Origin of the sequence: Intestinimonas timonensis (genome assembly GCF_900626145.1) — a bacterium.
Taxonomy (GTDB): domain Bacteria; phylum Bacillota; class Clostridia; order Oscillospirales; family Oscillospiraceae; genus Intestinimonas; species Intestinimonas aquisgranensis.
Genome location: NZ_LR130817.1, coordinates 752,166 through 774,307, shown reverse-complemented (window position 1 = coordinate 774,307; position 22,142 = coordinate 752,166). Strand labels below are relative to the sequence as shown.

Below are 22,142 nucleotides of genomic sequence, written 5' to 3'. Positions count from 1 at the left end.
TCATCCTTACTTCTCTCGTTTTTCCTGTGTTAAGAAAGGGTCTGTTTCATGATGGCAAGGCCCTTGTCCATCTCGTCCTTGGTGATGGTCAGCGGCGGCAGCAGCCGCAGGGCGGGCCCGGCCGTCAGCACCAGCAGGCCGTTGTCCATGAGCTTCATGGCCACGTCCCGGTTGGTCTGGCCGGGCTTGACCTCCACACCGATCATCAGGCCCAGACCCCTGGTTTTGCCCAGGCAGGGCAGGTCCATGGCCTCGATGGCGCTGCGGAGATATTTGCCCTTATCGGCGATCTCCCCCATCATCTCTTCGCTGAGGATGTCCAGGGTGGTCAGAGCGGCGGCGGCGCAGATGGGGTTGCCGCCGAAGGTGGTGGCATGGGTACCGAGACCCAGCACGTTCCGGCACTTCTCCCCCACCAAGAAGCCACCGAAGGGCAGGCCACCGGCGATACCCTTGGCAAAGGAGACGGCGTCGGGCAGGATGCCGTACTGCTGGTAGCAGAACAGGGTGCCGGTGCGGCCGATGCCGGTCTGGACCTCATCCACCAGCAGCAGCCAGTCCCGCTCAGCACAGAGGACGGCCAGGTCGTGGATGAAGGACTGCTCCAGAGGCCACACGCCGCTCTCCCCCTGGATGAGCTCCAGCATGACGGCACAGACGTCGTGGCCGGCCACCTGGGCGATGCCGTCCATAGTGGGCTCGGCGGAGCGGAAACCGTCGGTGAAGGGGAAGAAATAATTGTGGAACACGTCCTGTCCGGTGGCGGCCAGAGTGGTCACCGTCCGGCCGTGGAAGGAGTTGGTCAGAGTGAGGATGGTCCCCCTCCCCTTCCCGTACTTGTCAAAGGAGTATTTCCGGGCCAGCTTGATGAGGCCCTCGTTGGACTCGGCGCCGGAGTTGGCGAAAAAGGCCGCCGACATCCCCGCCCGGCGGCACAGCCGCTCGGCCAAAGCCCCGCAGGGCTGGGTGTAGAACAGGTTGGACATGTGGCCCAGCTTGGCCGCCTGGACGGCTACGGCATCCACCCACTTGGGGTTGGCCACGCCCACAGAATTGACGCCGATGCCGGAGGTAAAGTCAATGTACTCCTTTCCCTCGGCGCTCCAGAGGGTGGCGTTCTTGCCGTGGTCAATGTCAACCGGGAAGCGGTTGTAGGTGTGCACCACATACTGGTCGTCCCGGGCCTTTATGGTCTGAAAATCCATGGTATCACCTCACAGCAGCATGGTGCCGATGCCCTCGTTGGACAGCAGCTCGATGAGGATAGAGTGGGGGATGCGGCCGTCCAGGATGACGGCGTTCTTCACGCCGGAGCGCACCGCCTCCACGCAGCAGTCCACCTTGGGGATCATACCCCCCTGGATGACCCCGTCCTTGATGAGGCCGGGCACCTTGGAGAGCTCCACCACCGGCAGGAGTGTGGACTCGTCCTTGGGGTCCCGCAGGAGGCCCCGGACATCGGTGAGGAGGATGAGCTTCTCCGCTCCCAGAGCCACCGCCAGTTTGGCAGCGGCGGTATCAGCGTTGATATTATAGGCCGTCTCACCGTCCACCCCCTGGGCCACAGTGGACACCACGGGGATGTAGCCGTCGGAAAGGGCGTCATTGACGATGGCGGGGTCCACCTGGACCATCTCCCCCACCAGGCCGTACTTCTCATCCAGCTTTTTGGCCTGGAAGAGACCGGCGTCCATGCCGCACAGGCCCAGGGCCCGGCCGCCCACAGCGTTGAGGGTGGCCACCAGATCCTTGTTCACCTTGCCGCACAGCACCTGCTGGACCACCTCCATGGTCTCGGCGTCGGTGTAGCGCAGGCCGTCCACGAACTTGGACTCCTTGCCGATCTTCTTGAGCATGGCGGAGATCTCCGGGCCGCCGCCGTGGACCACCACCACCTGGATGCCTACCAGGTGGAGAAGGATGATATCGCTGATGACGGCCTGGCGGAGCTCTTCGGAGATCATGGCATTGCCGCCATATTTGACCACAATGGTCTTGCCATAATATTTTTGGATATAGGGAAGGGCCTCGGCCAGGACCTGAGCCCGCTGGGCCACGGGGAAATCGGACATTTCAGTTACCTCCATGGGATGTGCCGGGCTCATCAGGTCCGGTAGTCCCCGTTGATCTTCACATAGTCGTAGGTGAGGTCGCAGCCCCAGCAGGTGGCCTCGTGCTCACCCTCGTTGAGGTCCACATCGATGACCACCTCATCCTGACTGAGGATGCTCTTGGCGGCCTCCTCGTCGAAGTCCACCCCGGCGCCCTGCTGGCACACCAGGATCTCCCCCACGGCGGAGGAGAACTTCACGTCCACATACTCAGGGCGGAAGGGGGCTTTGGAGTAGCCCATAGCGCAGAGGACCCGGCCCCAGTTGGCGTCGGAGCCGAACATGGCGGCCTTAACCAGGGAAGAGCCCACCACCGCCTTGGCCAGACGCTCGGCAGTCTCCTCGCTGCGAGCCTTCCGCACGGTACAGGTGATGAGCTTGCTGGCGCCCTCGCCGTCGGCAGCAATGGAGCGTGCCATCTGCTCAAAGACGCTGTACAGGGTCTTGTAGAAGACGGTATAGCCGTCGTCCTTCCACTCGATGAGGGAGTTCTCCGCCATGCCGTTGGCCAGCACCACGCACATGTCGTTGGTGGAGGTGTCGCCGTCGACGGTCACCCGGTTGAAGGTGCGGGGGACGATCTCGTGGAGGGCATCGGAGAGCATCTCGTGGGTGATGGCGCAGTCGGTGGTAACGAAGCACAGCATGGTGCCCATGTTGGGGTGGATCATGCCGGAGCCCTTGGCGATGGCGCCGATGGTCACCGTCTTGCCCCCGATGGAGCAGGTCACCGCCAGCTCCTTCTTCACCGTGTCGGTGGTCATGATGGCGTTGGCCGCGGCGTCGGAGCCGTCCTTAGAGAGGGCAGCGGCACAGGCGGGCAGCCCGGCCTGGATGGCGGCGATGTTGAGCTCCTGACCGATGACGCCGGTGGAGGCCACCACGAAATCGCTGGCCTTCAGACCGGTGGCCTGGGCGGCCCGCTCGCACATCTTCTCAGCGTGCTCATGGCTGTTGGGGGCGCAGGCATTGGCGTTGCCGGAGTTGGCCACGATGGCCTGGGCCTCGCCGTTTTCCAGGTGGTCCATGGTGACGTACAGGGGCGCCGCCTTCACCCGGTTCATGGTGTAGACCGCCGCGGCGGTGCAGGGCTGCTCGGAGACGATGAGGGCCAGGTCCTTCTTGCCCTCCAGCACCTCGGGCATCTTGCTCATGGGGGGCTGGTTGCCGTCCCCCTTCCCTTTCTTCACGCCGCAGTGGACACCGGAGGCGGTAAATCCCTTGGGGGCGGCCACGCCGCCGGAGATCTGTTTCATATCACACAACTCCTTTGTCGTCACAGGGACAGCCCCGTGGTCTCGGGGAAGCCCAGCATCAGGTTCATGTTCTGGACCGCCGCGCCGGAGGCGCCCTTGCCCAGGTTGTCAAAGAGGGCGGTCACAATGATCTGTTCCTCATGGCCGGAAACCACCAGCGTCAGGCTGTCCTTCCCCGCCATGGTGTTGGCCGCCAGGTAGGCGGCCTCCTTCTGATAGGGCTGCACCTGTACCAGGGCCTCCCCTTCGTAGTACCGGGCCAGCATCTCACACAGGTCCTCCGCCGTGGGGTGGCCGGTGAGCAGGGAGACGGGCAGCATCAAGGTGGTGGCCATGCCCTTGTAGTAGTCGTCCACCACCGGACAGAAGATGGGGGCCTGGGTGAGACCGGCATAGGCCTTCATCTCGGGCAGGTGCTTGTGCCGGAGGGTGGTTCCGTAGATTCTCGGGCTGTAAAGGGCTTCCGCCTTCTCCCCGTTCTCATAGTCGGCGATCATCTTCTTCCCGCCACCGGAGTAGCCGGTGAGGGAAAAGCAGGTGAGAGCGGCGTCCTTGGGCAGGACCCCCATGGCCGTCAGAGGGGCGGCGGAAGCCAGGAAACCGGTGGCGTGGCAGCCGGGGTTGGCCACCCGCTTGGCGAATTTGATCCGCTGGCGCTGTCCGGCCAGCAGCTCCGGAAAGCCGTAGGTCCAGCCCTCTGCCGTCCGGTGAGCAGTGGAGGCATCAATGACCTTGGTTTTTTCATTTTCAATAAGGCCCACTGCCTCAATCGCGGCGGCGTCAGGCAGGCACAGGAAGCATAGATCGGCGGCGTTGAGGAGCTTCTTTCGCTCCGTCAAGTCTTTCCGCTTGTCAGGGTCGATGAGGAGAAGCTCGATGTCGTCCCGTCCCCCCAGCCGCTCGTAGATCTGAAGGCCGGTGGTACCCTCCTGGCCGTCGATGTAAACCTTGGGTTTCATTTCTTCTCACGCGCCTCCACAAACTGCTGGATATGCTCGATCTGGGTCTTGACGGAGTCGGGGGCGGGGCCGCCGTAGACCTTCCGGCCGCCCACGCAGGTCTTGAGCTCCAGGGCCTGGTACACGTCTGGACCAAAGGCGCCGGACACGGACTGGAAGTCCTTCAAAGGCAGGGTATCCAGAGTCTCGCCGGTCTTGATGCACATGTGGACCAGCCGGCCCACGATCATGTAGGCGTCCCGGAACGGGAGGCCCTTCTTCACCAGGTAATCGGCGCAGTCGGTGGCGTTGATGAAGCCTCCGGCGGCCGCCTTCTGCATGTTCTTGTGCTTGACGGTGAGGGTGTCCACCATGGCGGCGAATACGGGGAGACACTGCTCCACGGTGTCGATGGCGTCAAAAACAGGCTCCTTGTCCTCCTGCATGTCCTTGTTGTAGGCCAGGGGCAGGCCCTTCATGATGGTGAGAAGGGTGATGAGGGAGCCGTACACCCGGCCCGTCTTGCCCCGGACCAGCTCGGCCACGTCGGGGTTCTTCTTCTGGGGCATGATGGAGGAGCCGGTGGAGTAGGCGTCGTCCAGCTCCACGAACTTGAACTCCCAGGAGCACCAGAGGATGATCTCTTCGGAGAACCGGGACAGGTGCATCATAAGGATGGACAGGGCCGAAGTGAACTCGATGGCGAAGTCACGGTCGGAGACGGAATCCAGAGAGTTGTCGGTGGGCCTTGCGAAGCCCAGGGCGGCGGCGGTCTGGAACCGGTCCACGGGATAGGTGGAGGTGGCCAGGGCGCCGGCACCCAGAGGGCACTCGTCCATCCGCTCCAGGCAGTCCTCCAGCCGGGTCACGTCCCGCTTGAGCATGTTGGCGTAGGCCATCATGTAGTGGGCGAAGGTGGTCGGCTGGGCCCGCTGGAGATGGGTGTAGCCCGGCATGACGGCGTCCAGATTGGCCTGGGCCTTCTTGATGAGGACCTTCTCCAGGTCCAGCACCATGCCGATGATGACCGGAATCTCCTTCTTCACGTAGAGGCGAAAGTCCACCGCCACCTGGTCGTTCCGGCTCCGGGCGGTGTGGAGGCGTTTGCCCGTGTCCCCGATGCGGGAGGTGAGCTCGCTCTCGATGTTCATGTGGATGTCTTCGTTCTCCTCGGAGAACTCCACCTTATCGGCCTCGATATCGGCCAGAATGGCCTGAAGGCCTTCAATGATCTTCTCCGCCTCGTGCTCCTCAATGATGCCCTGCTTGCCCAGCATGGCGGCGTGAGCCATGGAGCCGGCGATATCTTCCTTATAGAGCCGCGCGTCAAAACTGATGGAGGAGTTGAAGTCGTTGACCGCGGTATCGGTCTCCTTCTGGAAGCGTCCTGCCCAAAGTTTCATGTTCCTTCGCTCCTTACGTATGGGAAAAAGGGCGCCGTGCCGATCCGCTGACCGGCGCGGCGTCCCTCTTTGTCCGTTTTCTTATTTCAGCTTGCCCTGCTCCCGCAGCGCCTGAACGGTGTCGGGCAGGCCCCACAGGTTGATGAAGCCGGCAGAGTCCTTCTGGTCGTAGTCGCTCTCCTCAAAGGTGACCAGATCCTCGGAGTAGAGGGTCTCGGGAGAGGTGACGCCGGCATTGATGATGTTGCCCTTGTAGAGCTTGAGCTTCACGGTGCCGGTGACGTGCTCCTGGGTCTTGTCGGCAAAGGCGCTCAGGGCCTCCCGCAGGGGGGTGAACCACTTGCCGTTGTAGACCAGGTCGGCGAAGTCCACCGCCAGCTTGGCCTTCATGTGGGCGGTGTCCTTGTCGATGGTGATCATCTCCAGCACCTCGTGGGCGTGGTAGAGGATGGTGCCGCCGGGGGTCTCGTACACACCGCGGTCCTTCATGCCCACCAGCCGGTTCTCCACGATGTCCAGCAGGCCGATGCCGTTCTCACCGCCCAGCTTGTTGAGCTTGCGGATGATGTCACTGGCCTTCATCTTCTCCCCGTCAATGGCCACGGGCACGCCCTTGACAAACTCCAGGGTGACGTAGGTGGGCTTGTCCGGGGCGGCGATGGGGCTCACGCCCATCTCCAAAAAGCCCTCCTTCTCGTACTGGGGCTCGTTGGAGGGGTCCTCCAGGTCCAGGCCCTCGTGGGAGAGGTGCCACAGGTTCTTGTCCTTGGAGTAATTGGTCTCCCGGCTGATCTTCAGAGGGATGTTGTGGGCCTCGGCGTAGTCGATCTCCTCGTCCCGGCCCTTGATGTCCCACTCACGCCAGGGGGCGATGATCTTCATCTCGGGAGCAAAGCGCTTGATGGCCAGCTCGAACCGGACCTGGTCGTTGCCCTTGCCGGTGCAGCCGTGGCAGATGGCGTCGGCGCCCTCCTTCTTGGCGATCTCCACCAGCCGCTTGGCGATGATGGGCCTGGCAAAGGCGGTACCCAGCAGGTACTGCTCGTACTTGGCACCCATCTTCATGGAGGGGATGATGACCTCATCCACCATCTCATCGGTGAGGTCCTCCACATAGAGCTTGGAGGCGCCGGTCTTAATGGCCTTCTCCTCCAGGCCGTCCAGCTCGGTGCCCTGGCCCACGTCGCCGGAGACGGCGATGACCTCGCAGTTGTTGTAGTTCTCCTTCAGCCAGGGGATGATGATGGATGTATCCAAGCCGCCGGAATAGGCGAGTACGACTTTCTTGATGTCCTTGTGATCTGTCATGGTGAACTCCTCCATGTCTTTCGATGTTGGACACAGTGTACCACTTCCGCCGAGAAAATGCAAGAGGCAATTCGCATAAATATGCGAATTGCCTCCCTATTTTCTCGTACAATCTCACATCAATATGTATAATATGCGTTATATAATGTATATTCTTATGTTTATACGCTTCCTTTGCACATTGGGTTACATATGGAACCGCCGGCGTACCTCGTCCCGAAGCGCCGGGCGGCGGCGGACGATGACCAGCGGAATGATGAGCGCCACACATACAGCGGCCACCACAAGGGACCAGCCTGGGAGGTAGTCCTGGTGAAGCCAGCGGTCCACGTAGAGCTCAATGCTCATAACGAAAAGGCCGATGGCGCCGATGATGAGGGTAACGCTGGTAAGAATCGACCGCCCACGGCTGAGGATCAGCCCTAGGGCCACCATAATGGCACCGCCGGTGAGGATGATGGGCAGAGCCAGTCCCAGATACCACTCTATGCCATGGAGATCGATGGAGATGAGGTAGACGTACACCCCAACGGCGCAGGCGTCCAGACCCAGCCGGACCCACAGAGGCATACCCCGGAAGAGGAGGGGCGGCACCAGCCAGATCCACAGCATCACTGCCGCGCCGATCACATAGAGGGACCATGGGCGGCTGGAATGAAGGAAAAAGAGGTTCAGCACCCCGCAGACCACCGCCACCGAGCCGAGCATGGCCGAGAGCAGCAAGGCCAGCTCCAGCTTGTTCACCGGCTGCACCTCCTCCCGCCTGCTGGGGAAAGGAGGGGGCAACTCGGTGTCCACCGGCTGCCGTGGGTTGACCACCGGGGTCTGGCACAGGGGACAGGCGCTGGCGGTGGGGTCCAGCTCCACCCCGCAGTTGACGCAGTATGACATTCGTATCTCCTCCCTGTACCCGCTCAACCGGCCGGCGATTCCGGGCTCTGGCGGTTGGATATGACCTTCACGTGGATGCCCTCCCGGACCAAGTGACGGAAGAAGTCCCGCTCCACGTCGGACTCCTTCACCGTACCGGCAAAGGTGATCTCCATGGTGTTTCCGTAGCTGATGGAGGCACAGTTGCTGCGCGGGGTGTAGGACTGGCCCAGTATGACCTCCATGCGCTGGATGTGTGGTTCCATCTCCGGCGGAACGGTAAAGGCGCCGGGGTTGGTATAGGTGGTGGAATAGGGCCGGCAGCCCACCAGCTTGTAGCTGATGGCCATGGTAAGGTTCTTCACCGGCGCCGGCACCAGCTGGAGCGGCTTATTTTTCTGAAGCATCACGTTGCGGGTGATAACCGCCTGCATCTCCTGGCGGCTGATGTGCAGGCGCATATGGTGATGGACCTGGGAGACGATCTCCGGAAAGGTGTAGTCCCCCAGCTCCGGGTCAATGACGGGCCGCACCGTCAGGATGAAGTTGCGCAGGGTGCGGGAGGGAAAGTGAGGCCGCAGGTTGATGGGTACCGCCAGCGCCACCGGCAGCTCCCGGCGGCGTCCCTCCCGGCGCTGCTTGGCCAGGATGGACTCGATGAGGACTGCGGAGAGGTACTCCGTCACCGAGGCACCGTAGCCCTTGGCCACCTCCCGGAGCTTGTCCAGGGGCACCAGGCCCATGGTGACATTGAGGGTATAAAAGGGTTCCGGCGTACCGTTGTTCTGATAGGCCTTGCTCTCCCCCATACCACGGCGCACCCGGGACTTGGCATAGCGGAAATAGGAGTCCTCCTGCTCCTCCCGGGAGGGCGGCTCGTCCACATCCAAAATCCCGCCGGTATTGGGGATCTGGTGGCCCAGCTCCCGCAGGTAGACCGCCAGCAGAGTTCGGAACAGCGTCAGCGCCCCCGCCCCATCGGCCAAGGCATGGAAGACCTCCAGAGAGATGCGGTGTCCATAGTAGAAAAAGCGGATGAGCCAGCCGTCATCCTCCTTGAAACGCACCGGCTGACAGGGGTTGCTCATGTCCTCCTTCACAAAGGGGCCGGGGGCGTCGTTGGGCTCAAAGTAGTACCAGAAGAAGCCGCGCTTGATGTGGACCCGAAAACCGGGAAACCGGGGCATGGTCCGGTCAATGGCCCGTTGGAGTGCCTGCGGGTCCACCAGATCTGTCATCACCGCCGAGAAGCGGTAAATGGCGGAGTAGTTCTCCCGCTGGATGGCGGAGTACATCATGGCGGCGTTGTCCAGGCGGTACCACTCCGTCTTCTTCTTTTTCGGCACGGCCAAGCAGCCCCTTTCCTGTATGCGCCAGGGGGATCACGCCCCCGGGCAGCGGTCAGCAGGTATCATTATACTATAAACCCCACGGCCTTGCAATCCAAGGGAATATCCTGTAAGATGAGAAGAGATTTTCCCTTCACCGCATCCCATACGGCGGCGGCAGCGCCTCCGCCGCACAGTCAGGAGTTTTTATGGAACACAAAGAAAAAAAACGCAAACACCTGTCCCCCCTCTCTCCCGAGGCACGACAAACCGCGGAGCAAAAGCGCACCAGCGCCGTCATGGGTGCCCTCAAGGCCATCCACTCCGCTACCTCCCCCGACTCTATGGACCCAGGCGACCTGGAGCGCCAGCGCAAGGGTCAGGAGCTGCTGGGCCGACTGGTAGCCCCCATGCTGGGCATGAGCTGGGAGCCCTTCGACCTCCGGGGCATGCCCGCCGCCTGGGTCCGGCCGGAGCGTGGCCATGACAAGCGCCATGTCATTCTATACTGCCACGGCGGCGGATATACCAGCGGCAACCTGGGCTATGCCCGCATTCTGGCCGCCAAGCTGGCCGGCGTCACCGGCTACGAGGTACTGGCCTTTGAGTACCGTCTGGCCCCCGAGTACACCTATCCCGCCCCCCTGGAGGATGCCATGAAGGCCTGGGATTACCTGATGCATCTGGGCTACGGCGCCCGGGACGTGGTGGTGGCCGGCGACTCCGCAGGCGGCAACCTGGCCCTTGTTCTGGCCATGCTTCTCCGGGATGCTGGACGGCTTCTCCCCCGTCGGCTGGTCCTTCTCTCCCCCTGGACCGATATGACGGCCAGCGGCAAGTCCTATCAGGAGCACCGGGACGACGATCCCATGCTCACCATGGACTATATCCGGGCGGTACGTGGGGTGTACGCCCCCGGTCAGGACCTGTCCGCCCCCCTGCTCTCTCCCCTTTTTGGAGATCTGAGGCGGCTCCCCCCTGTTCTCATCCAGGCCGGTACCAACGAGATCCTGCTCTCCGACTCCGTGCGGCTCCGGGATCGCCTGGTTCAGGCCGGCACTCCCTGCCGCCTGGAGGTGTGGCCCGACATGTGGCATGTTTTCCAAATGTTCCCCATGAAAAAGGCTGCCCAAGCCATGAATCACATCGGCCAGTTCCTGCTGGAGATGGACTGAGCTCAAAAAACGGGAGGCCGCGCGGCGCGCGGCCTCCCGTTCCTTTATTCTTCTGCCAGAGCAATGCTCCCCAGCTCCAGCACCGGGGTGTCCCCCAGAAAGCCTGGCCGGCCCTTGGCCTCCTCCACCGTGCGGCAGAAGTAGGCGTATAGCTGGGAGGTCCGGTACTCCTCGTAGGGATAGCCCTCCAGAGCGTAGCCGTAGTCCAGGGTGATCCAGCCCCGGCGCTCCAGGTCCAGCAGCAGCGCCCCCATCTCCTTCACCTGCTTCATGGTGTCCTCGGGGCTCCGCAGGTAGACCGGGGAGAGGGCCACGGCGGAAAAGTCGTCCTCCGCCGTACTCTCCATCAGGAACCGGGCCAGAGGCAGGTAGCGGTGGTGCTCCAGCTCATGGAAAAAGGCCGCCTGGGCCGGGGTGAGTTCTCCCTGGTGATGAGCGTGCTCACCGTGGTGCTCATGATGGCGCTCATGGCTGTGGTCGTGTCCGCAGCCGCAGCCGCAGTGCTCGTGGTGGTGTTCCATGTCGTTGCTCCTTTTTCTCATTTGTTCCAGCATACCCAAGCCCGGTAGTCCTGTCAAGAGAAAAAACAGGGCGGCGTACCAAGTACGCCGCCCTGTTTTTTCGTTAAGTACGCTGTGTGTGTCAGCCCTGGGAGATAGCGCCGGTGGGGCAGGTATCAGCGCAGGAACCGCAATCGATGCAGGTATTGGCGTCGATGACGTACTGGCTGTCGCCCTGAGAAATAGCACCCATGGGGCAGGAATCGGCACAAGAGCCGCAGCTCACACAAGCATCACTGATGACATAGGCCATTGGTAACACCTCCAATTTGAATGTAAGCCTATTCTACCACAGTTTCGAAAAAATGCAACGTTTATTTCTGCAAATTTCCCTCCTCATTTTTTTGCCTCTGCGGGTAGAAGTCCTCAGAGTGGTTAAACTAGGGATACGCTCCAGGCGTGACCAGCCGGAAGGCGGTTTATCCCGCCGGGGACCTGGATATAGTTAGAAGCGTGAGGAGCCAAGAATGCGCTCCCGGGAGGTGAGCATATGCGGGAATATCAGGACCGTTTTCGCGCGGAGTTGGCCGGCGCCCTGACCCCCGAGCTGGCGGGTGCCGCACACAGCCGCGCCCACGGGCACCGGACTGCTCGTACGGCCCAGACCAAACGGAACCGAGGTGAGAGACCATCCGAGAAGACCGATTCACACAGCGGGCCCAGGCAGCCCTGAAGCTGGCCCAGGCGGCCGCGGTGCGGCTGGGCCACAGCTATGTGGGGACGGAGCACCTTCTTCTGGGGCTGAGCCAGGAGGGGCTGGGCGTGGCCGCCCAGATCCTCCGGGCCTCCGGCCTCACCCCCCAGCGCCTGGAGGAGGGGGTGAAACAGGTCTCCGGCGCGGGCAGCACCGTGAGTCTCCCCCTCCAGGGCCTGACGCCCAACTGCCGGCAGGCGGTAGAACTGGCGGCGGCGGAGTGTCTGCGGACCGGCTTCCGGAAGGTGGACACCGAGCATCTGCTTCTGGCCCTTCTCCGCCTGCGGACCTGCGCCGCCACTCAGGTCCTGGCCGCCACCGGCCAGCTGGGCGGCCTTTACACAGATACCATGAAAGCTCTGGGCGAGACGCCCGCCGGTCCGCTCCCCTGGAGTGAGCCGGCCCGTCCCCGTCCGGAGCGTGAACACACGGAACGGGGCGAAAAAAAGCTGTTAGAACAATTTGCGAAAGATCTGACCCGTCTGGCCGCCGCCGGCAGCCTGGACCCCGTCATCGGACGGGACCGGGAGATCCACCGGGTCATCCAGATCCTCTCCAGGCGGCAGAAGAACAACCCCGCCCTCATCGGCGAGCCCGGCGTTGGCAAGACGGCCATCGTGGAGGGCCTGGCCCGGCGCATCGTCTCCGGCCAGGTCCCCGATTGCCTGCGGGGCAAGCGGCTCCTTTCCCTGGACCTCTCCGCCACTGTGGCGGGGACCAAGTACCGGGGCGAGTTTGAGGAGCGGGTCAAAAACATCCTGGCGGAGGTCCGCCGGGCAGGCGACATCATCCTCTTTCTGGATGAGCTCCACACCATCGTAGGAGCGGGCAGTGCGGAGGGCGCCATTGACGCCGCCAACATCATCAAGCCGGCTCTCAGCCGGGGAGATCTCCAGGTAATAGGCGCCACCACTCTGGCGGAATATCGGAAATATATCGAAAAGGATGCCGCGCTGGAGCGGAGGTTTCAGTCCGTATTGGTAGAGGAACCCAGCCAGGCGGATGCCCTGGCCATTCTCCGGGGCCTGCGCAGCCGCTACGAAAGCCACCACAAGCTGACCATCTCTGACCAGGCTCTGGAGGCGGCAGTGACCCTCTCCTGCCGCTACCTCCCCGACCGTTTTCTCCCGGACAAGGCGGTGGACCTCATTGATGAGGCCGCCGCGCGGGTCCGGATCAGTGCCCTGGAGACTCCTCCCGCCCTGCGGGGGCTGGAGGAAAAGGCCTGTCAGGCTGCCGCCGCCCGGGAGACCGCCATCCGGGGGCAGAATTACGAGCGGGCCGCCATGCTCCGGGACGCGGAACGGGACTTCCGGCGGGAGTTGGCGGTACAGTGCTGCGCCTGGCACCAGGACCATGGAAAACGTGGTGTGGAGGCGGAGGACGTGGCCGCTGTGGTGGCCGACTGCACCGGCATCCCGGTAAGCACCCTGACGCAGGCCGAGTCTGACCGCCTCTTGGCCCTGGAGGGGGAGCTTCACCGCCGGGTGGTGGGGCAGAACGCTGCCGTACAGGCGGTGGCCCGGGCCATCCGCCGGAGCCGGGCAGGGCTGAAAGAGCCCGGTCGTCCCATTGGCTCCTTTCTCTTCCTGGGCCCCACCGGCGTAGGCAAGACTGAGCTGTGTAAGGCCCTGGCCGCCTCCATGTTCGGCACCGAGGACGCCCTCCTCCGCTTCGACATGTCGGAGTATATGGAAAAGCACACCGTCTCCCGGCTCCTGGGCTCTCCGCCGGGCTACGTGGGCTATGACGAGGGCGGACAGCTCACGGAAAGGGTGCGGCGCAAACCCTATTCTGTGGTCCTCTTCGACGAGCTGGAGAAAGCCCACCCCGACGTATGGGGTGTTCTGCTTCAGATCCTGGAGGACGGCGTGGTCACCGACGCCCAGGGCCGCAAAGTGGACTTTCGAAATACCGTGGTGGTCATGACCTCCAACGCCGGCGCCCGGCGGCTCACAGCCAAGGGGGGGCATTTGGGATTTACGGCCCGGCAGGGAGATACCCGTCCGCCGGAAGAGCTGCGCCAAGCCGTCCTCTCCGAGCTCAAGCAGATCTTCCGGCCTGAGTTTCTCAACCGGGTGGACGAGATCGTGGTCTTTCAGCAGCTCACCCGTCCGGAACTGCGTCGGATCGCCCGGCAGCTGCTGGAGCAGCTGGAACGCCGTCTGGGTGAGCACCAGGTTGCCCTCAAAGTGAGCGACAAAGCCCTGGACCGGCTTACAGATGCCGGATTTGACCCGGAATACGGCGCCCGCCCCCTCCGCCGGGCCATCCGCACCCAGGTGGAGGACCCTATCGCAGAATTGCTTTTGGGGGGCGGACTTTCCGCTGGAGAAACCGCCATGGTTTTGGCCGAGGAAAACAAACTAAATATTTTTTCGGCACCCGGGGAACAAAATCCGGCGGCCTGCGTCCAAGGAGACTGTGAACAAAACAAAGCTAAAGGAGAATCATCCCCATGAAACGTATGCTGTCTCTTTCCCTGTCTGCCCTTCTGCTCCTCTCCGCCCTGGTTGGCTGCGGGAGCAAGGATTCCGGCACCGCCAGCAAGACCCCCGAGGAGTATACCGAGGCCTATAAGACCACCATCGAGTCCGCCCGTGACGACGAGCTCAACGAGGCCGTTCCCGTGGTCACCTCCACCGAAGATGACACCGCTTCCCTGGTGCTCTCCCTTATTGGCGTCACCGACGAGAATACCGACGCTTTCGCTGTTGCCATCTCCCCCATGAACATCAAGGCCTACGGCGTGGCCGCCATTCTCCCCGCCGAGGGCAAGAGCGAGGAGGTTCTGGAGGGCGTCAACGCCTTCGTGGAGCAGCAGAAGCAGAGCTTTGAGCAGTATCTGGTGGACCAGTATGAGATTGCCAACGCCGCCAAGGTAGAGACCCTGGACGACGGCACCATTCTGCTGGTCATGTGCGAGGACCAGGACACCGTCCTGGACGCCATCAAGACCTCTCTCAACGGCTGAGGCAAACAAAAAATGGTCCCTTCCCAAAGCGGGAAGGGACCATTTTTGCTATGCAAAAGCATAGCAAAATTGGCCATGTGCCGCTTACAGCGGCACGGCCATGAGATTACAGCGCGTGGGCCGGGACGGCCCACATGCGCGAAAACTTCATGCGACCCAGCCTTCGCCTGTTTTCATGGTGCGCCTTGGGCGCATGAAGTTTTATCCCTTTTCGATGTCCAGATTGGCGTAGGCGTTCAGATCCAGCCCACCCCGTTTACCGGCCAGGTACTCGTAATAGGCCTGACAGCCAATCATAGCACCGTTGTCGCCGCACAGGGAGAGGGGGGGCAGATAGAGCTCCATGCCCGCCTGGGCACAGGCCTTCTCCAAATCCCCCCGAATCCGGGAGTTTGCCGCCACGCCCCCGGCCACCGCCACCTTTCGGTAACGGCAGAGCCTGGCCGCCTCCATAACTCTGGGCACCAGCATATCACTGACCGCCCCGGCAAAGGAGGCCGCCAGGGAGGGCAGATCCAACTTCTCTCCCTTCTGCTGGGCGTTGTGGATGAGGTTGATGGCCGCCGTCTTCAGTCCGGAGAAGGACATGTCCATGGGGGCGTCGTGGACGTGGACCGAGGGGAAAGTGTATTTCTTGTCGTCCCCGCCCCGGCTCAGCCGGTCCATGGGGGCGCCGCCAGGGTAGCCGATGCCCAGCACCCGGGCCACTTTGTCAAAGCACTCCCCCGCCGCGTCGTCCCGGGTAGCGCCCAGCACCCGCATCTTGGTGTAGTCCTTCACATCCACGATGAGGGTGGTGCCGCCGGAGACGCACAGGCAGACAAAGGGGGGCTCCAGGTCCAGGTGGGCGATGTAGTTGGCCGAGATGTGTCCCCGGACGTGGTGGACGGGGATGAGGGGCACTCCCAGGCCGTAGGCCACCGACTTGGCGAAGTTGACCCCCACCAGCACCGCGCCGATGAGGCCGGGGCCGTAAGTGACGGCCACGGCGTCGATGTCCCGCCGCTGGAGGCCCGCCTTCTGGAGGGCGGCGTCGGCCAGGCCGGCGATGGCCTCCACGTGCTTCCGCGAGGCGATCTCCGGCACCACGCCGCCGTAGATGGCGTGCATGTCCGCCTGGGAAGCGATGACGTCGGACAGGACCTGACGGCCGTCCCGGACCACCGCGGCGGCAGTCTCGTCGCAGGAAGACTCAAAGGCCAGTATGTTCATGGTATCAGCTCTTTTCCTAGAAATTCACAGGAAACGGCTCCCTCAGCTCAGCGCCGCGCCGGTTCCTCCGACCGTCCCACCAGATAATCCAGCGATACGTCGTAGAAGTCGGCAAGAAAAATCCAGCCCGCCAGCTTGGGCTCCCCTTCTCCCCGCTCGTAGCGCTGGTATTGACGGGGCACCACGCCCATCAGGTCCGCCAGCTCCTCCTGGGTCAGCCCTCTTGCTTCCCGTAGTTCTTTTAATCGAATGGGTTGTGGTCTCATATCACACACGCTCTCTTGACAGGACAAATTTTGTCTAGCATCATATAGACACAAAATGTCTAGGATGTCAACTTTATGGAGTTCTTGCTGGAGTCTCTCTATGAGAGCGTAACACGCCCTCTTGCTGACAGCACTGGGTATGCGGAAGCTCTCTCTCACTGGAATGACCTCAATCCTCCATTGGACTGGGACGATGCCGCATCCACCCGAGAGTATGAATGGGGCTATCTCTGTTTTCTTGCCGGCCTTCGCTTAGGACTAGAAACCGGTCAGGCTTTTTCGGGGATATAGATGAACTTGTCGTAGAGCCAGGGAGTGAGCTCATAGTGATAGAGACGCTGGTGAGCCTCCATAGCCTCCTCCTCGCTCTTGTCACCATAGAGGAACATGGCGTAGCGCACGCCATAGATATCAGCCACATAGCTCAGGTCCTTAAAGCCGACCCGGCGGTAGAAGGCCAGCCGACGGCGGCGCAGAGCGTTTTCCTCCTCCGGCAGTCCGTCGTCCTCGGCCTCAGCCTCCACCAGGATGCCCTCCACATGGCTGTAATGGTCCATGAGGTAGGCCACCATCACGGTGCCGATGCCCTCGCCCCGGGGCTTGCCCTGACAGACGCCCAGATAGTCCAGCAGCTCAAAGCCGCCCTCCGGGTCCTTCCACATCATGGCGTAGGCCATGAGCTCCTCGCCCCGGTAGAGGCCCCAGGGCTCATACCGCCCTGCGGAGAGCAGCTTCTCCATAGCCGCCAGGGGCTTGCGCTCCGCCGGAGGAAAGTCCGGCGTCAAATGGTCCCGATAGACCAGGTGCAGGGTATCCAGATCCAACTTCTTCAACTCATACTGTTCCAATTCGATCAAACTCCACCGTCATTAAAATTGCGTCCTCATGGACTTCCGCGTAATAATTCTTTCTCCGCCCCACCTGCTGAAAGCCCAGCTTTTCGTAGAGGGCGATGGCCGGGGCGTTGCTCTCCCGGACCTCCAGGGTAATGAAAGCCAGATTTGCCCGGCCAAACCGCAGAAAAGCACCCAAAAGCTCCTCTGCCACGCCCTGGCGGCGGTACTTGGGGTCCACGGCGATCTTCTCCAGACACCCCTCGTCCAGGATCACCGACAGCTCGGCGTAGCCCAGCACCGTCCCATCCTCTCCCTGGGCCGCGATCAGGGAGACGGAATCGTTATACAGCGCGTCGGTAAAGGTCTGCTCCGACCACGGCCGTTCAAAGCAGGCCCGCTCGATGGACAGCACTCCCTCCAGATGGGAGCGGTCCATGGGAACCAAATCATAATGCACGGGTACTCTCTCTCCTTCTCTTGCTCCTTACTCCTTGGCCGCCGCCCAGCTCCGCCCGGCGGCGGAGTCGGCCCGCATGGGCACCGGCAGGTCCATGACCCCCTCCATCTCCTGGGTGAGGAGGGCCTTGACCTGCTCCACTTCCCCATCGGGACACTCCACGATGAGCTCGTCGTGGACCTGGAGGATGAGCCGGGCCTCCAGGTCCTCCTCCCGCAGCCTGTCCCGCACCTTGATCATGGCCAGCTTGATGAGGTCGGCGGCGGTACCCTGGATAGGCATGTTGAGGGCCACCCGCTCCCCGAAGGAGCGCAGGTTGAAGTTGGAGGACTTCAGCTCAGGCAGCCACCGCCGCCGGCCCAGGATGGTGGAGACATAGCCGTTCTCCTTGGCCTGCTCCACCACCTCCTTCATATAGTCCCGGACCCCGTGATAGGTTTCAAAGTACTTGTCCATATACTCCCTGGCCTCCGCCCGGGTGACCCCGATGTCCTGGGACAGGGAGAAATCGGAGATGCCGTAGACGATGCCGAAGTTCACCGCCTTGGCCCGGCGGCGCATCTCGTGGGTCACCGACTCAGTCGGCACCCCAAAGACCTGGGAGGCCGTCACCGTGTGGATGTCCTCCCCGCTCCGGAAGGCGGCCTGCATGGCCTCGTCCCCGGAGATGCAGGCCAGCAGCCGCAGCTCAATCTGGGAGTAGTCAGCATCCACCAGCTGCCACCCCTTGGGGGAGACGAACATCTTCCGCAGCTCCGCCCCCAGCTCGGTACGCACCGGGATATTTTGCAGATTGGGTTCAGTGGAGCTCAGGCGTCCGGTGGCGGTGACGGTGTTCTGGAAGGAGGTGTGGATGCGCCCGTCGGCGGCGATGACCTTGGTGAGGCCGTCCACATAGGTGCTCTTCAGCTTGGCCAGCTGCCGGTAGTCCAGCACCGCCTCCACGATGGGGTGCTTGCCCCGCAGCTTCTCCAGCACCTCGGCGCTGGTGGACCAGCCGCTCTTGGTCTTCTTCACCGGTGGCAGCCCCAGCTTCTCAAAGAGGATCTTGCCGAACTGCTGGGTGGAGTTGATGTTGAACTCCTCCCCCGCCAGGTCGTAGATGATGGCCTCGTCGGCTTTGATGCGCTCCTCCAGCATGGCGCCGAATGTGGTGAGGGCCTGCCGGTCCACCAGCACTCCGGCGTGCTCCATCTCGGCCAGCACAGGGCACAGGGGGAGCTCCACCTCATAAAAGAGCTTGTCCATGCCCAGCTCGGTGAGCCGTGGGGCCATGGCCTCCTTCAAGGCACCGATGAGGGCGCAGTGGGACAGGAGCGCGCCCATGGGGCCGCTCACCTCCGCCGCGGCGGCCTCCTGGTCCTCCGCCCCCTCATAGGGGTCCTTCCCCAGGTCCAGAGCGGTCTGGAACTCGGCCAGAGGGGAAAAGGCGTCCTTGGCCAGATAGGTCTCCTTAGCCTTGGCCGTCTCGTGATTGAAATAGGTCACCGACAGTTTCTCCAGATCGTAGCTGCCGTCGGTGGGTGCCAGAAGGTAGGCGGCGATGGCGGTGTCGAAGACGAAACCGCCCCCTTCGATGCCCTCAGTCAGCAGCCGGGAGAGGAGGGTTTTTACATCGTGGGTATTCTTTTTGATGTCAGGGGCGAAGAGAGCCTTCAGGGTATCGTTGTACCCCTCCAGCTTGGAGGCCATCAGCACGGCGGCGTGGGCCTTCTCCTTACTCTCCCACCAGTCCACCGCCACCACGTCCAGGTCGGGGAGGGCCAGCACGTCCACGCTGTCCTGCTTCCGCCAGATTTCCAGCAGCTCCTCCGCCCGGACGGGGTCGGTGACCACCTCGCTGGTGCAGGTGCCCGTCACCAGCTCCTCGGCCTGGACCGCCTCCCCCTGAGGGGCTTTTAAGCCCATCTTGTCGATGAGTTTGTTGAACTCCAGCTTCAGGAAGAGGTCGTAGAGGGCCCGCTGGTCAGGTTCCCGCCGCAGGGCGTCGCCGGGGGCGAACTCCAGGGGGGCGTCGGTGCGGATGGTGGCCAGGTCGTAGGACATCTTGGCCTGGTCCACGCCCTCCTTCAGCTTCTTGAGCACCGCGGGCTTTGCCTCCACGGCGTCCAGATCGGCGTAGATGGCCTCCACGCTGCCGTAGCGCTGGATGAGGTCCATGGCCGTCTTTTCCCCGATGCCCTTGACACCGGGGATGTTGTCGCTGGCGTCTCCCATGAGGGCCTTGAGGTCGATGATGTGGATGGGATCGAAGCCATAGACCTCCCGGAAGGTCTCCGGGGTCATGTCCTTCTCGGTGGTCTGTCCCATACGGGTGGTGACCAGCTTCACCCGGGCGGTATCGGTGATGAGCTGGAGAGAGTCCTTGTCGCCGGTGACGATGACGGTCTCCCAGCCAGCGGCAGTATCCTTCACCGAGATGGTGCCCATCAGGTCGTCGGCCTCCCAGCCGTCCATCTCATACCGGGGGATGTTCATGGCGGAGAGCACGTCCTTCAGGATGGGCAGCTGGGCGGCCAGCTCATCGGGCATCCCCTTCCGCTGGGCCTTGTAGCCCTCGTAGGCCAGGTGACGGAAGGTGGGCGCCTTGCGGTCAAAGCAGACACACAGGGCGTCGGGCGACTCCTCCCCCACCAGCTTCTGGAGGATGGTGAGGAAACCGTAGACGGCGTTAGTGGGGGTGCCGTCCCGGGTGGTGAGCATCCGGATGCCGTAAAAGGCCCGGTTGATGATGGAGTTGCCGTCGATGACCATGAGCTTCATGGAAGTTCCCTCCGCGCCGCGTGAAAGTTCAGATACACAGATACAGTATAGTATAACAGCTTTCCCGCCTCAGGGCAAGAAAAAGCCAGCCCCTCCTCAGAAACAAAAATGTACCGTTATCACAAAACTCCCCCTTTCCAGCCCGGCTGGCTGGGGGTATAATGGTCACGACTGATTTTTCTCACACATCAACACATAGGAGTGCTGTTATGGATCTCTGTGATCTCAATACCATCAAGGCCCTGCTGGGCCGACACGGCTTTCACTTCTCCAAGTCCATGGGGCAGAATTTTCTCATACAGGACTGGGTCCCAAGGGGACTGGTGGAGGGGGCCGGCGTGGGGCCGGAAAACGGCGTGCTGGAGATTGGCCCCGGCATCGGCCCCCTCACTTCTCAGCTGGCCGCCGTGGCCCAGAAGGTGGTCGCGGTGGAGCTGGACCGCTCCCTCCTGCCGGTGCTGGACGAGACCCTGGCGGACTTCTCCAACGTGGAGATCCTCCCCGCCGACATTCTGAAGCTGGACATTCCTGTCCTTGTAGACGAGAAATTCTCCGGCATGGTGCCCATGGCCTGCGCCAACCTCCCCTATAATATCACAACTCCCGTCATCACTGCCCTCATCGAGGCCAATCGCTTCTCCTGCATCGCAGTGATGATCCAGCGGGAGGTGGCCCTGCGCATCTGCGCCGCCCCGGGCACGGCTGACTACGGCGCCTTCTCGGTGTACTGCCAGTACCACACCGTCCCCGAGCTTCTCTTCGACGTGGGGCCCGAGTGCTTCGTCCCCGCCCCCAAGGTGACCTCCTCGGTGATCCGTATGGTCCCCCGGTCCGCTCCCCCGGAGGGTGTAGAGGACGAAAAGCGGTTCTTCCGGGTGGTGAAAGCCGCCTTTGGCCAGCGCCGCAAGACCCTCCTCAATGCTCTCTCCGCCGGTTTGGGCGGCGTAGACAAGGAACATATCAAAGCCGCCATTGCCGCCGCTGGTCTGGAGGAAAACATCCGAGGTGAGCGGTTGGGTATCCCGGAGTTTGCCGCCCTCACTCGTGCCCTGGGTGATTTTTAAGCTTCTCTATCGTGTCCCCGGCCCTCCTTTCCGCATAGCATGAAGGGAAAGGAGGGCCTCTCCATGCCCATTATCTACCTCTCTCCCTCCACCCAGGAAAATAATCTCTATGTGAGCGGCGGCTCCGAGGAATACTGGATGAATCGTCTCGCCGACGCCATGGTCCCCTACCTGGATGCCTCCGGCATCCGTTACACCCGGAACACCCCAGACATGACCGCCGCCAGCTCCATTGTCGCCTCCAATCGGGGCAATTACGACCTCCACCTGGCCCTCCACTCCAACGCCGCCCCGGAGGGCCGCTATGGAGAGGTGCGGGGTGTGCTGGTCTTCTATTACCCCGGCAGCGCCAAGGGCCGCCGGGCCGCAGAGATCATGGCGGAGAACCTGAAGCGGATCTATCCCATCCCCTCCCTGGTCCGGGCCGAGGCCACCACCACCATTGGCGAGGTCCGCAAGCTCCGGGCCCCTTCCGTTTTTCTGGAGCTGGGTTACCACGATAACCCGGACGACGCCGCCTGGGTGAAAAGCCAGCTGGACCTCATCGCCCAAAACCTGGTGGACTCCTTGTGCCAGTACTTCGGCATCCCCTTCCTCACTCCGGTGCCGGAGCGCCGGGGGGTGGTGGACGTATCCTGGGGCTCCCTCAATATCCGCTCCCGACCCGACCGCTCCGCCCCCATCCTGGCCCGGGCCTATGACGGCGCCCGGCTCACCATCATCAACCAGTGGCAGGGGTGGTATCTGGTCCGCTTTGGGGATGTGACCGGTTACGCCAGCGGGGACTACATCACCCTGGTTTGACATGTTTTGTGACGTTCATAGAAAGTTCACAGAGCGTTCTAAATCTGTCCATCACTTCTGTGCGTGGTGTGGTATCCTAATACTCGCAAGGACCCAAACCATTCCAACCTCCTCCCTCTCTCT

Annotated in this window: 20 protein-coding genes; 5 read left to right on the top strand and 15 right to left on the bottom strand. The window is 62.5% G+C overall.

Annotation, left to right across the window (positions count from 1 at the left end; all coding sequences use genetic code 11):
- Window positions 1-29: 29 nt before the first annotated feature.
- From E0E29_RS10435 to E0E29_RS10400, 8 genes are all read right to left on the bottom strand, one after another.
- Entirely contained in the window at window positions 30-1,205 is a 1,176-nt protein-coding gene (locus tag E0E29_RS10435) for an aminotransferase class III-fold pyridoxal phosphate-dependent enzyme (protein WP_130849804.1), read from the bottom strand.
- Between the two features lie 9 nt (window positions 1,206-1,214).
- Window positions 1,215-2,072 (bottom strand): acetylglutamate kinase, encoded by an 858-nt coding sequence (argB, locus tag E0E29_RS10430; RefSeq protein ID WP_130849803.1) that lies wholly within the window; start codon window positions 2,070-2,072, stop codon window positions 1,215-1,217.
- A gap of 32 nt (window positions 2,073-2,104) precedes the next feature.
- Entirely contained in the window at window positions 2,105-3,367 is a 1,263-nt protein-coding gene (gene argJ, locus E0E29_RS10425) for a bifunctional glutamate N-acetyltransferase/amino-acid acetyltransferase ArgJ (protein ID WP_130849802.1), read from the bottom strand.
- Window positions 3,368-3,387: 20 nt separating this feature from the next.
- Complete coding sequence (gene argC / locus E0E29_RS10420) at window positions 3,388-4,326, bottom strand: N-acetyl-gamma-glutamyl-phosphate reductase (RefSeq protein WP_130849801.1); 939 nt, start codon at window positions 4,324-4,326, stop codon at window positions 3,388-3,390.
- The gene (argH, locus tag E0E29_RS10415) at window positions 4,323-5,708 is read right to left on the bottom strand and encodes an argininosuccinate lyase (RefSeq protein ID WP_130849800.1); all 1,386 of its coding nucleotides are present in this window, start codon (window positions 5,706-5,708) and stop codon (window positions 4,323-4,325) included. Before argH ends, argC begins: the two co-directional genes overlap by 4 nt.
- Window positions 5,709-5,789: 81 nt before the next feature.
- Window positions 5,790-7,016, bottom strand: coding sequence for an argininosuccinate synthase (locus E0E29_RS10410; RefSeq protein WP_130849799.1), 1,227 nt, complete (start codon window positions 7,014-7,016; stop codon window positions 5,790-5,792).
- 186 nt (window positions 7,017-7,202) lie between these two features.
- Window positions 7,203-7,907, bottom strand: a complete 705-nt coding sequence (locus tag E0E29_RS10405) for a DUF6320 domain-containing protein (protein WP_130849798.1) — start codon at window positions 7,905-7,907, stop codon at window positions 7,203-7,205.
- 23 nt (window positions 7,908-7,930) lie between these two features.
- Window positions 7,931-9,232 (bottom strand): hypothetical protein, encoded by a 1,302-nt coding sequence (locus E0E29_RS10400; RefSeq protein WP_130849797.1) that lies wholly within the window; start codon window positions 9,230-9,232, stop codon window positions 7,931-7,933.
- A 191-nt stretch (window positions 9,233-9,423) separates the two neighbouring features.
- Here E0E29_RS10400 and E0E29_RS10395 point away from each other — a divergent pair, with 191 nt between their 5' ends.
- Window positions 9,424-10,389, top strand: a complete 966-nt coding sequence (locus E0E29_RS10395) for an alpha/beta hydrolase (protein ID WP_130849796.1) — start codon at window positions 9,424-9,426, stop codon at window positions 10,387-10,389.
- A 44-nt stretch (window positions 10,390-10,433) separates the two neighbouring features.
- Here the strand turns inward: E0E29_RS10395 and E0E29_RS10390 are convergent, their stop codons facing one another.
- Window positions 10,434-10,910 carry a hypothetical protein gene (locus E0E29_RS10390; RefSeq protein WP_242622456.1) on the bottom strand — a complete coding sequence of 159 codons (477 nt, stop codon included), beginning with the start codon at window positions 10,908-10,910 and terminating at the stop codon, window positions 10,434-10,436.
- A gap of 121 nt (window positions 10,911-11,031) precedes the next feature.
- Complete coding sequence (locus E0E29_RS10385; protein WP_130849795.1) at window positions 11,032-11,202, bottom strand: DUF362 domain-containing protein; 171 nt, start codon at window positions 11,200-11,202, stop codon at window positions 11,032-11,034.
- A 377-nt stretch (window positions 11,203-11,579) separates the two neighbouring features.
- On the opposite strand from E0E29_RS10385, the gene E0E29_RS10380 reads away from it, so the two are divergent.
- Together E0E29_RS10380 and E0E29_RS10375 are read left to right on the top strand one after the other, a co-directional pair.
- Window positions 11,580-14,105: an ATP-dependent Clp protease ATP-binding subunit gene (locus E0E29_RS10380; protein ID WP_130849794.1), complete on the top strand. Its 2,526-nt coding sequence runs from the start codon at window positions 11,580-11,582 to the stop codon at window positions 14,103-14,105.
- Complete coding sequence (locus E0E29_RS10375) at window positions 14,102-14,617, top strand: DUF4358 domain-containing protein (protein ID WP_130849793.1); 516 nt, start codon at window positions 14,102-14,104, stop codon at window positions 14,615-14,617. The genes E0E29_RS10380 and E0E29_RS10375 overlap by 4 nt, the downstream gene beginning before the upstream one ends.
- Window positions 14,618-14,818: 201 nt before the next feature.
- Here the strand turns inward: E0E29_RS10375 and tsaD are convergent, their stop codons facing one another.
- The 5 genes from tsaD to polA all read right to left on the bottom strand — a co-directional run bounded on the left by tsaD (window position 14,819) and on the right by polA (window position 20,151).
- Window positions 14,819-15,829 (bottom strand): tRNA (adenosine(37)-N6)-threonylcarbamoyltransferase complex transferase subunit TsaD, encoded by a 1,011-nt coding sequence (gene tsaD / locus E0E29_RS10370; protein ID WP_130849792.1) that lies wholly within the window; start codon window positions 15,827-15,829, stop codon window positions 14,819-14,821.
- 47 nt (window positions 15,830-15,876) lie between these two features.
- Entirely contained in the window at window positions 15,877-16,095 is a 219-nt protein-coding gene (locus E0E29_RS10365) for a helix-turn-helix domain-containing protein (RefSeq protein ID WP_130849791.1), read from the bottom strand.
- Between the two features lie 269 nt (window positions 16,096-16,364).
- Entirely contained in the window at window positions 16,365-16,952 is a 588-nt protein-coding gene (locus E0E29_RS10360; protein ID WP_130849790.1) for a GNAT family N-acetyltransferase, read from the bottom strand.
- Window positions 16,930-17,388, bottom strand: coding sequence for a ribosomal protein S18-alanine N-acetyltransferase (gene rimI, locus E0E29_RS10355; RefSeq protein ID WP_130849789.1), 459 nt, complete (start codon window positions 17,386-17,388; stop codon window positions 16,930-16,932). The genes E0E29_RS10360 and rimI overlap by 23 nt, the downstream gene beginning before the upstream one ends.
- A gap of 27 nt (window positions 17,389-17,415) precedes the next feature.
- Complete coding sequence (gene polA, locus E0E29_RS10350) at window positions 17,416-20,151, bottom strand: DNA polymerase I (RefSeq protein ID WP_130849788.1); 2,736 nt, start codon at window positions 20,149-20,151, stop codon at window positions 17,416-17,418.
- A gap of 209 nt (window positions 20,152-20,360) precedes the next feature.
- On the opposite strand from polA, the gene rsmA reads away from it, so the two are divergent.
- Together rsmA and E0E29_RS10340 are read left to right on the top strand one after the other, a co-directional pair.
- Complete coding sequence (gene rsmA / locus E0E29_RS10345; RefSeq protein WP_242622455.1) at window positions 20,361-21,215, top strand: 16S rRNA (adenine(1518)-N(6)/adenine(1519)-N(6))-dimethyltransferase RsmA; 855 nt, start codon at window positions 20,361-20,363, stop codon at window positions 21,213-21,215.
- Window positions 21,216-21,278: 63 nt separating this feature from the next.
- Window positions 21,279-22,019: an N-acetylmuramoyl-L-alanine amidase gene (locus E0E29_RS10340; RefSeq protein WP_130849786.1), complete on the top strand. Its 741-nt coding sequence runs from the start codon at window positions 21,279-21,281 to the stop codon at window positions 22,017-22,019.
- The last annotated feature ends 123 nt before the right edge of the window (window positions 22,020-22,142 follow it).

Excerpts from the sequence above, each read along its gene's own strand:
- E0E29_RS10435 (WP_130849804.1), bottom strand. The coding sequence starts at position 1,205 with ATGGATTTTCAGACCATAAAGGCCCGGGACGACCAGTATGTGGTGCAC.
- argB (WP_130849803.1), bottom strand. The coding sequence starts at position 2,072 with ATGTCCGATTTCCCCGTGGCCCAGCGGGCTCAGGTCCTGGCCGAGGCC.
- argJ (WP_130849802.1), bottom strand. The coding sequence starts at position 3,367 with ATGAAACAGATCTCCGGCGGCGTGGCCGCCCCCAAGGGATTTACCGCC.
- argC (WP_130849801.1), bottom strand. The coding sequence starts at position 4,326 with ATGAAACCCAAGGTTTACATCGACGGCCAGGAGGGTACCACCGGCCTT.
- argH (WP_130849800.1), bottom strand. The coding sequence starts at position 5,708 with ATGAAACTTTGGGCAGGACGCTTCCAGAAGGAGACCGATACCGCGGTC.
- E0E29_RS10410 (WP_130849799.1), bottom strand. The coding sequence starts at position 7,016 with ATGACAGATCACAAGGACATCAAGAAAGTCGTACTCGCCTATTCCGGC.
- E0E29_RS10405 (WP_130849798.1), bottom strand. The coding sequence starts at position 7,907 with ATGTCATACTGCGTCAACTGCGGGGTGGAGCTGGACCCCACCGCCAGC.
- E0E29_RS10395 (WP_130849796.1), top strand. The coding sequence starts at position 9,424 with ATGGAACACAAAGAAAAAAAACGCAAACACCTGTCCCCCCTCTCTCCC.
- E0E29_RS10390 (WP_242622456.1), bottom strand. The coding sequence starts at position 10,910 with ATGGAACACCACCACGAGCACTGCGGCTGCGGCTGCGGACACGACCAC.
- E0E29_RS10385 (WP_130849795.1), bottom strand. The coding sequence starts at position 11,202 with ATGGCCTATGTCATCAGTGATGCTTGTGTGAGCTGCGGCTCTTGTGCC.
- E0E29_RS10375 (WP_130849793.1), top strand. The coding sequence starts at position 14,102 with ATGAAACGTATGCTGTCTCTTTCCCTGTCTGCCCTTCTGCTCCTCTCC.
- tsaD (WP_130849792.1), bottom strand. The coding sequence starts at position 15,829 with ATGAACATACTGGCCTTTGAGTCTTCCTGCGACGAGACTGCCGCCGCG.
- E0E29_RS10365 (WP_130849791.1), bottom strand. The coding sequence starts at position 16,095 with ATGAGACCACAACCCATTCGATTAAAAGAACTACGGGAAGCAAGAGGG.
- polA (WP_130849788.1), bottom strand. The coding sequence starts at position 20,151 with ATGAAGCTCATGGTCATCGACGGCAACTCCATCATCAACCGGGCCTTT.
- rsmA (WP_242622455.1), top strand. The coding sequence starts at position 20,361 with ATGGATCTCTGTGATCTCAATACCATCAAGGCCCTGCTGGGCCGACAC.
- E0E29_RS10340 (WP_130849786.1), top strand. The coding sequence starts at position 21,279 with ATGCCCATTATCTACCTCTCTCCCTCCACCCAGGAAAATAATCTCTAT.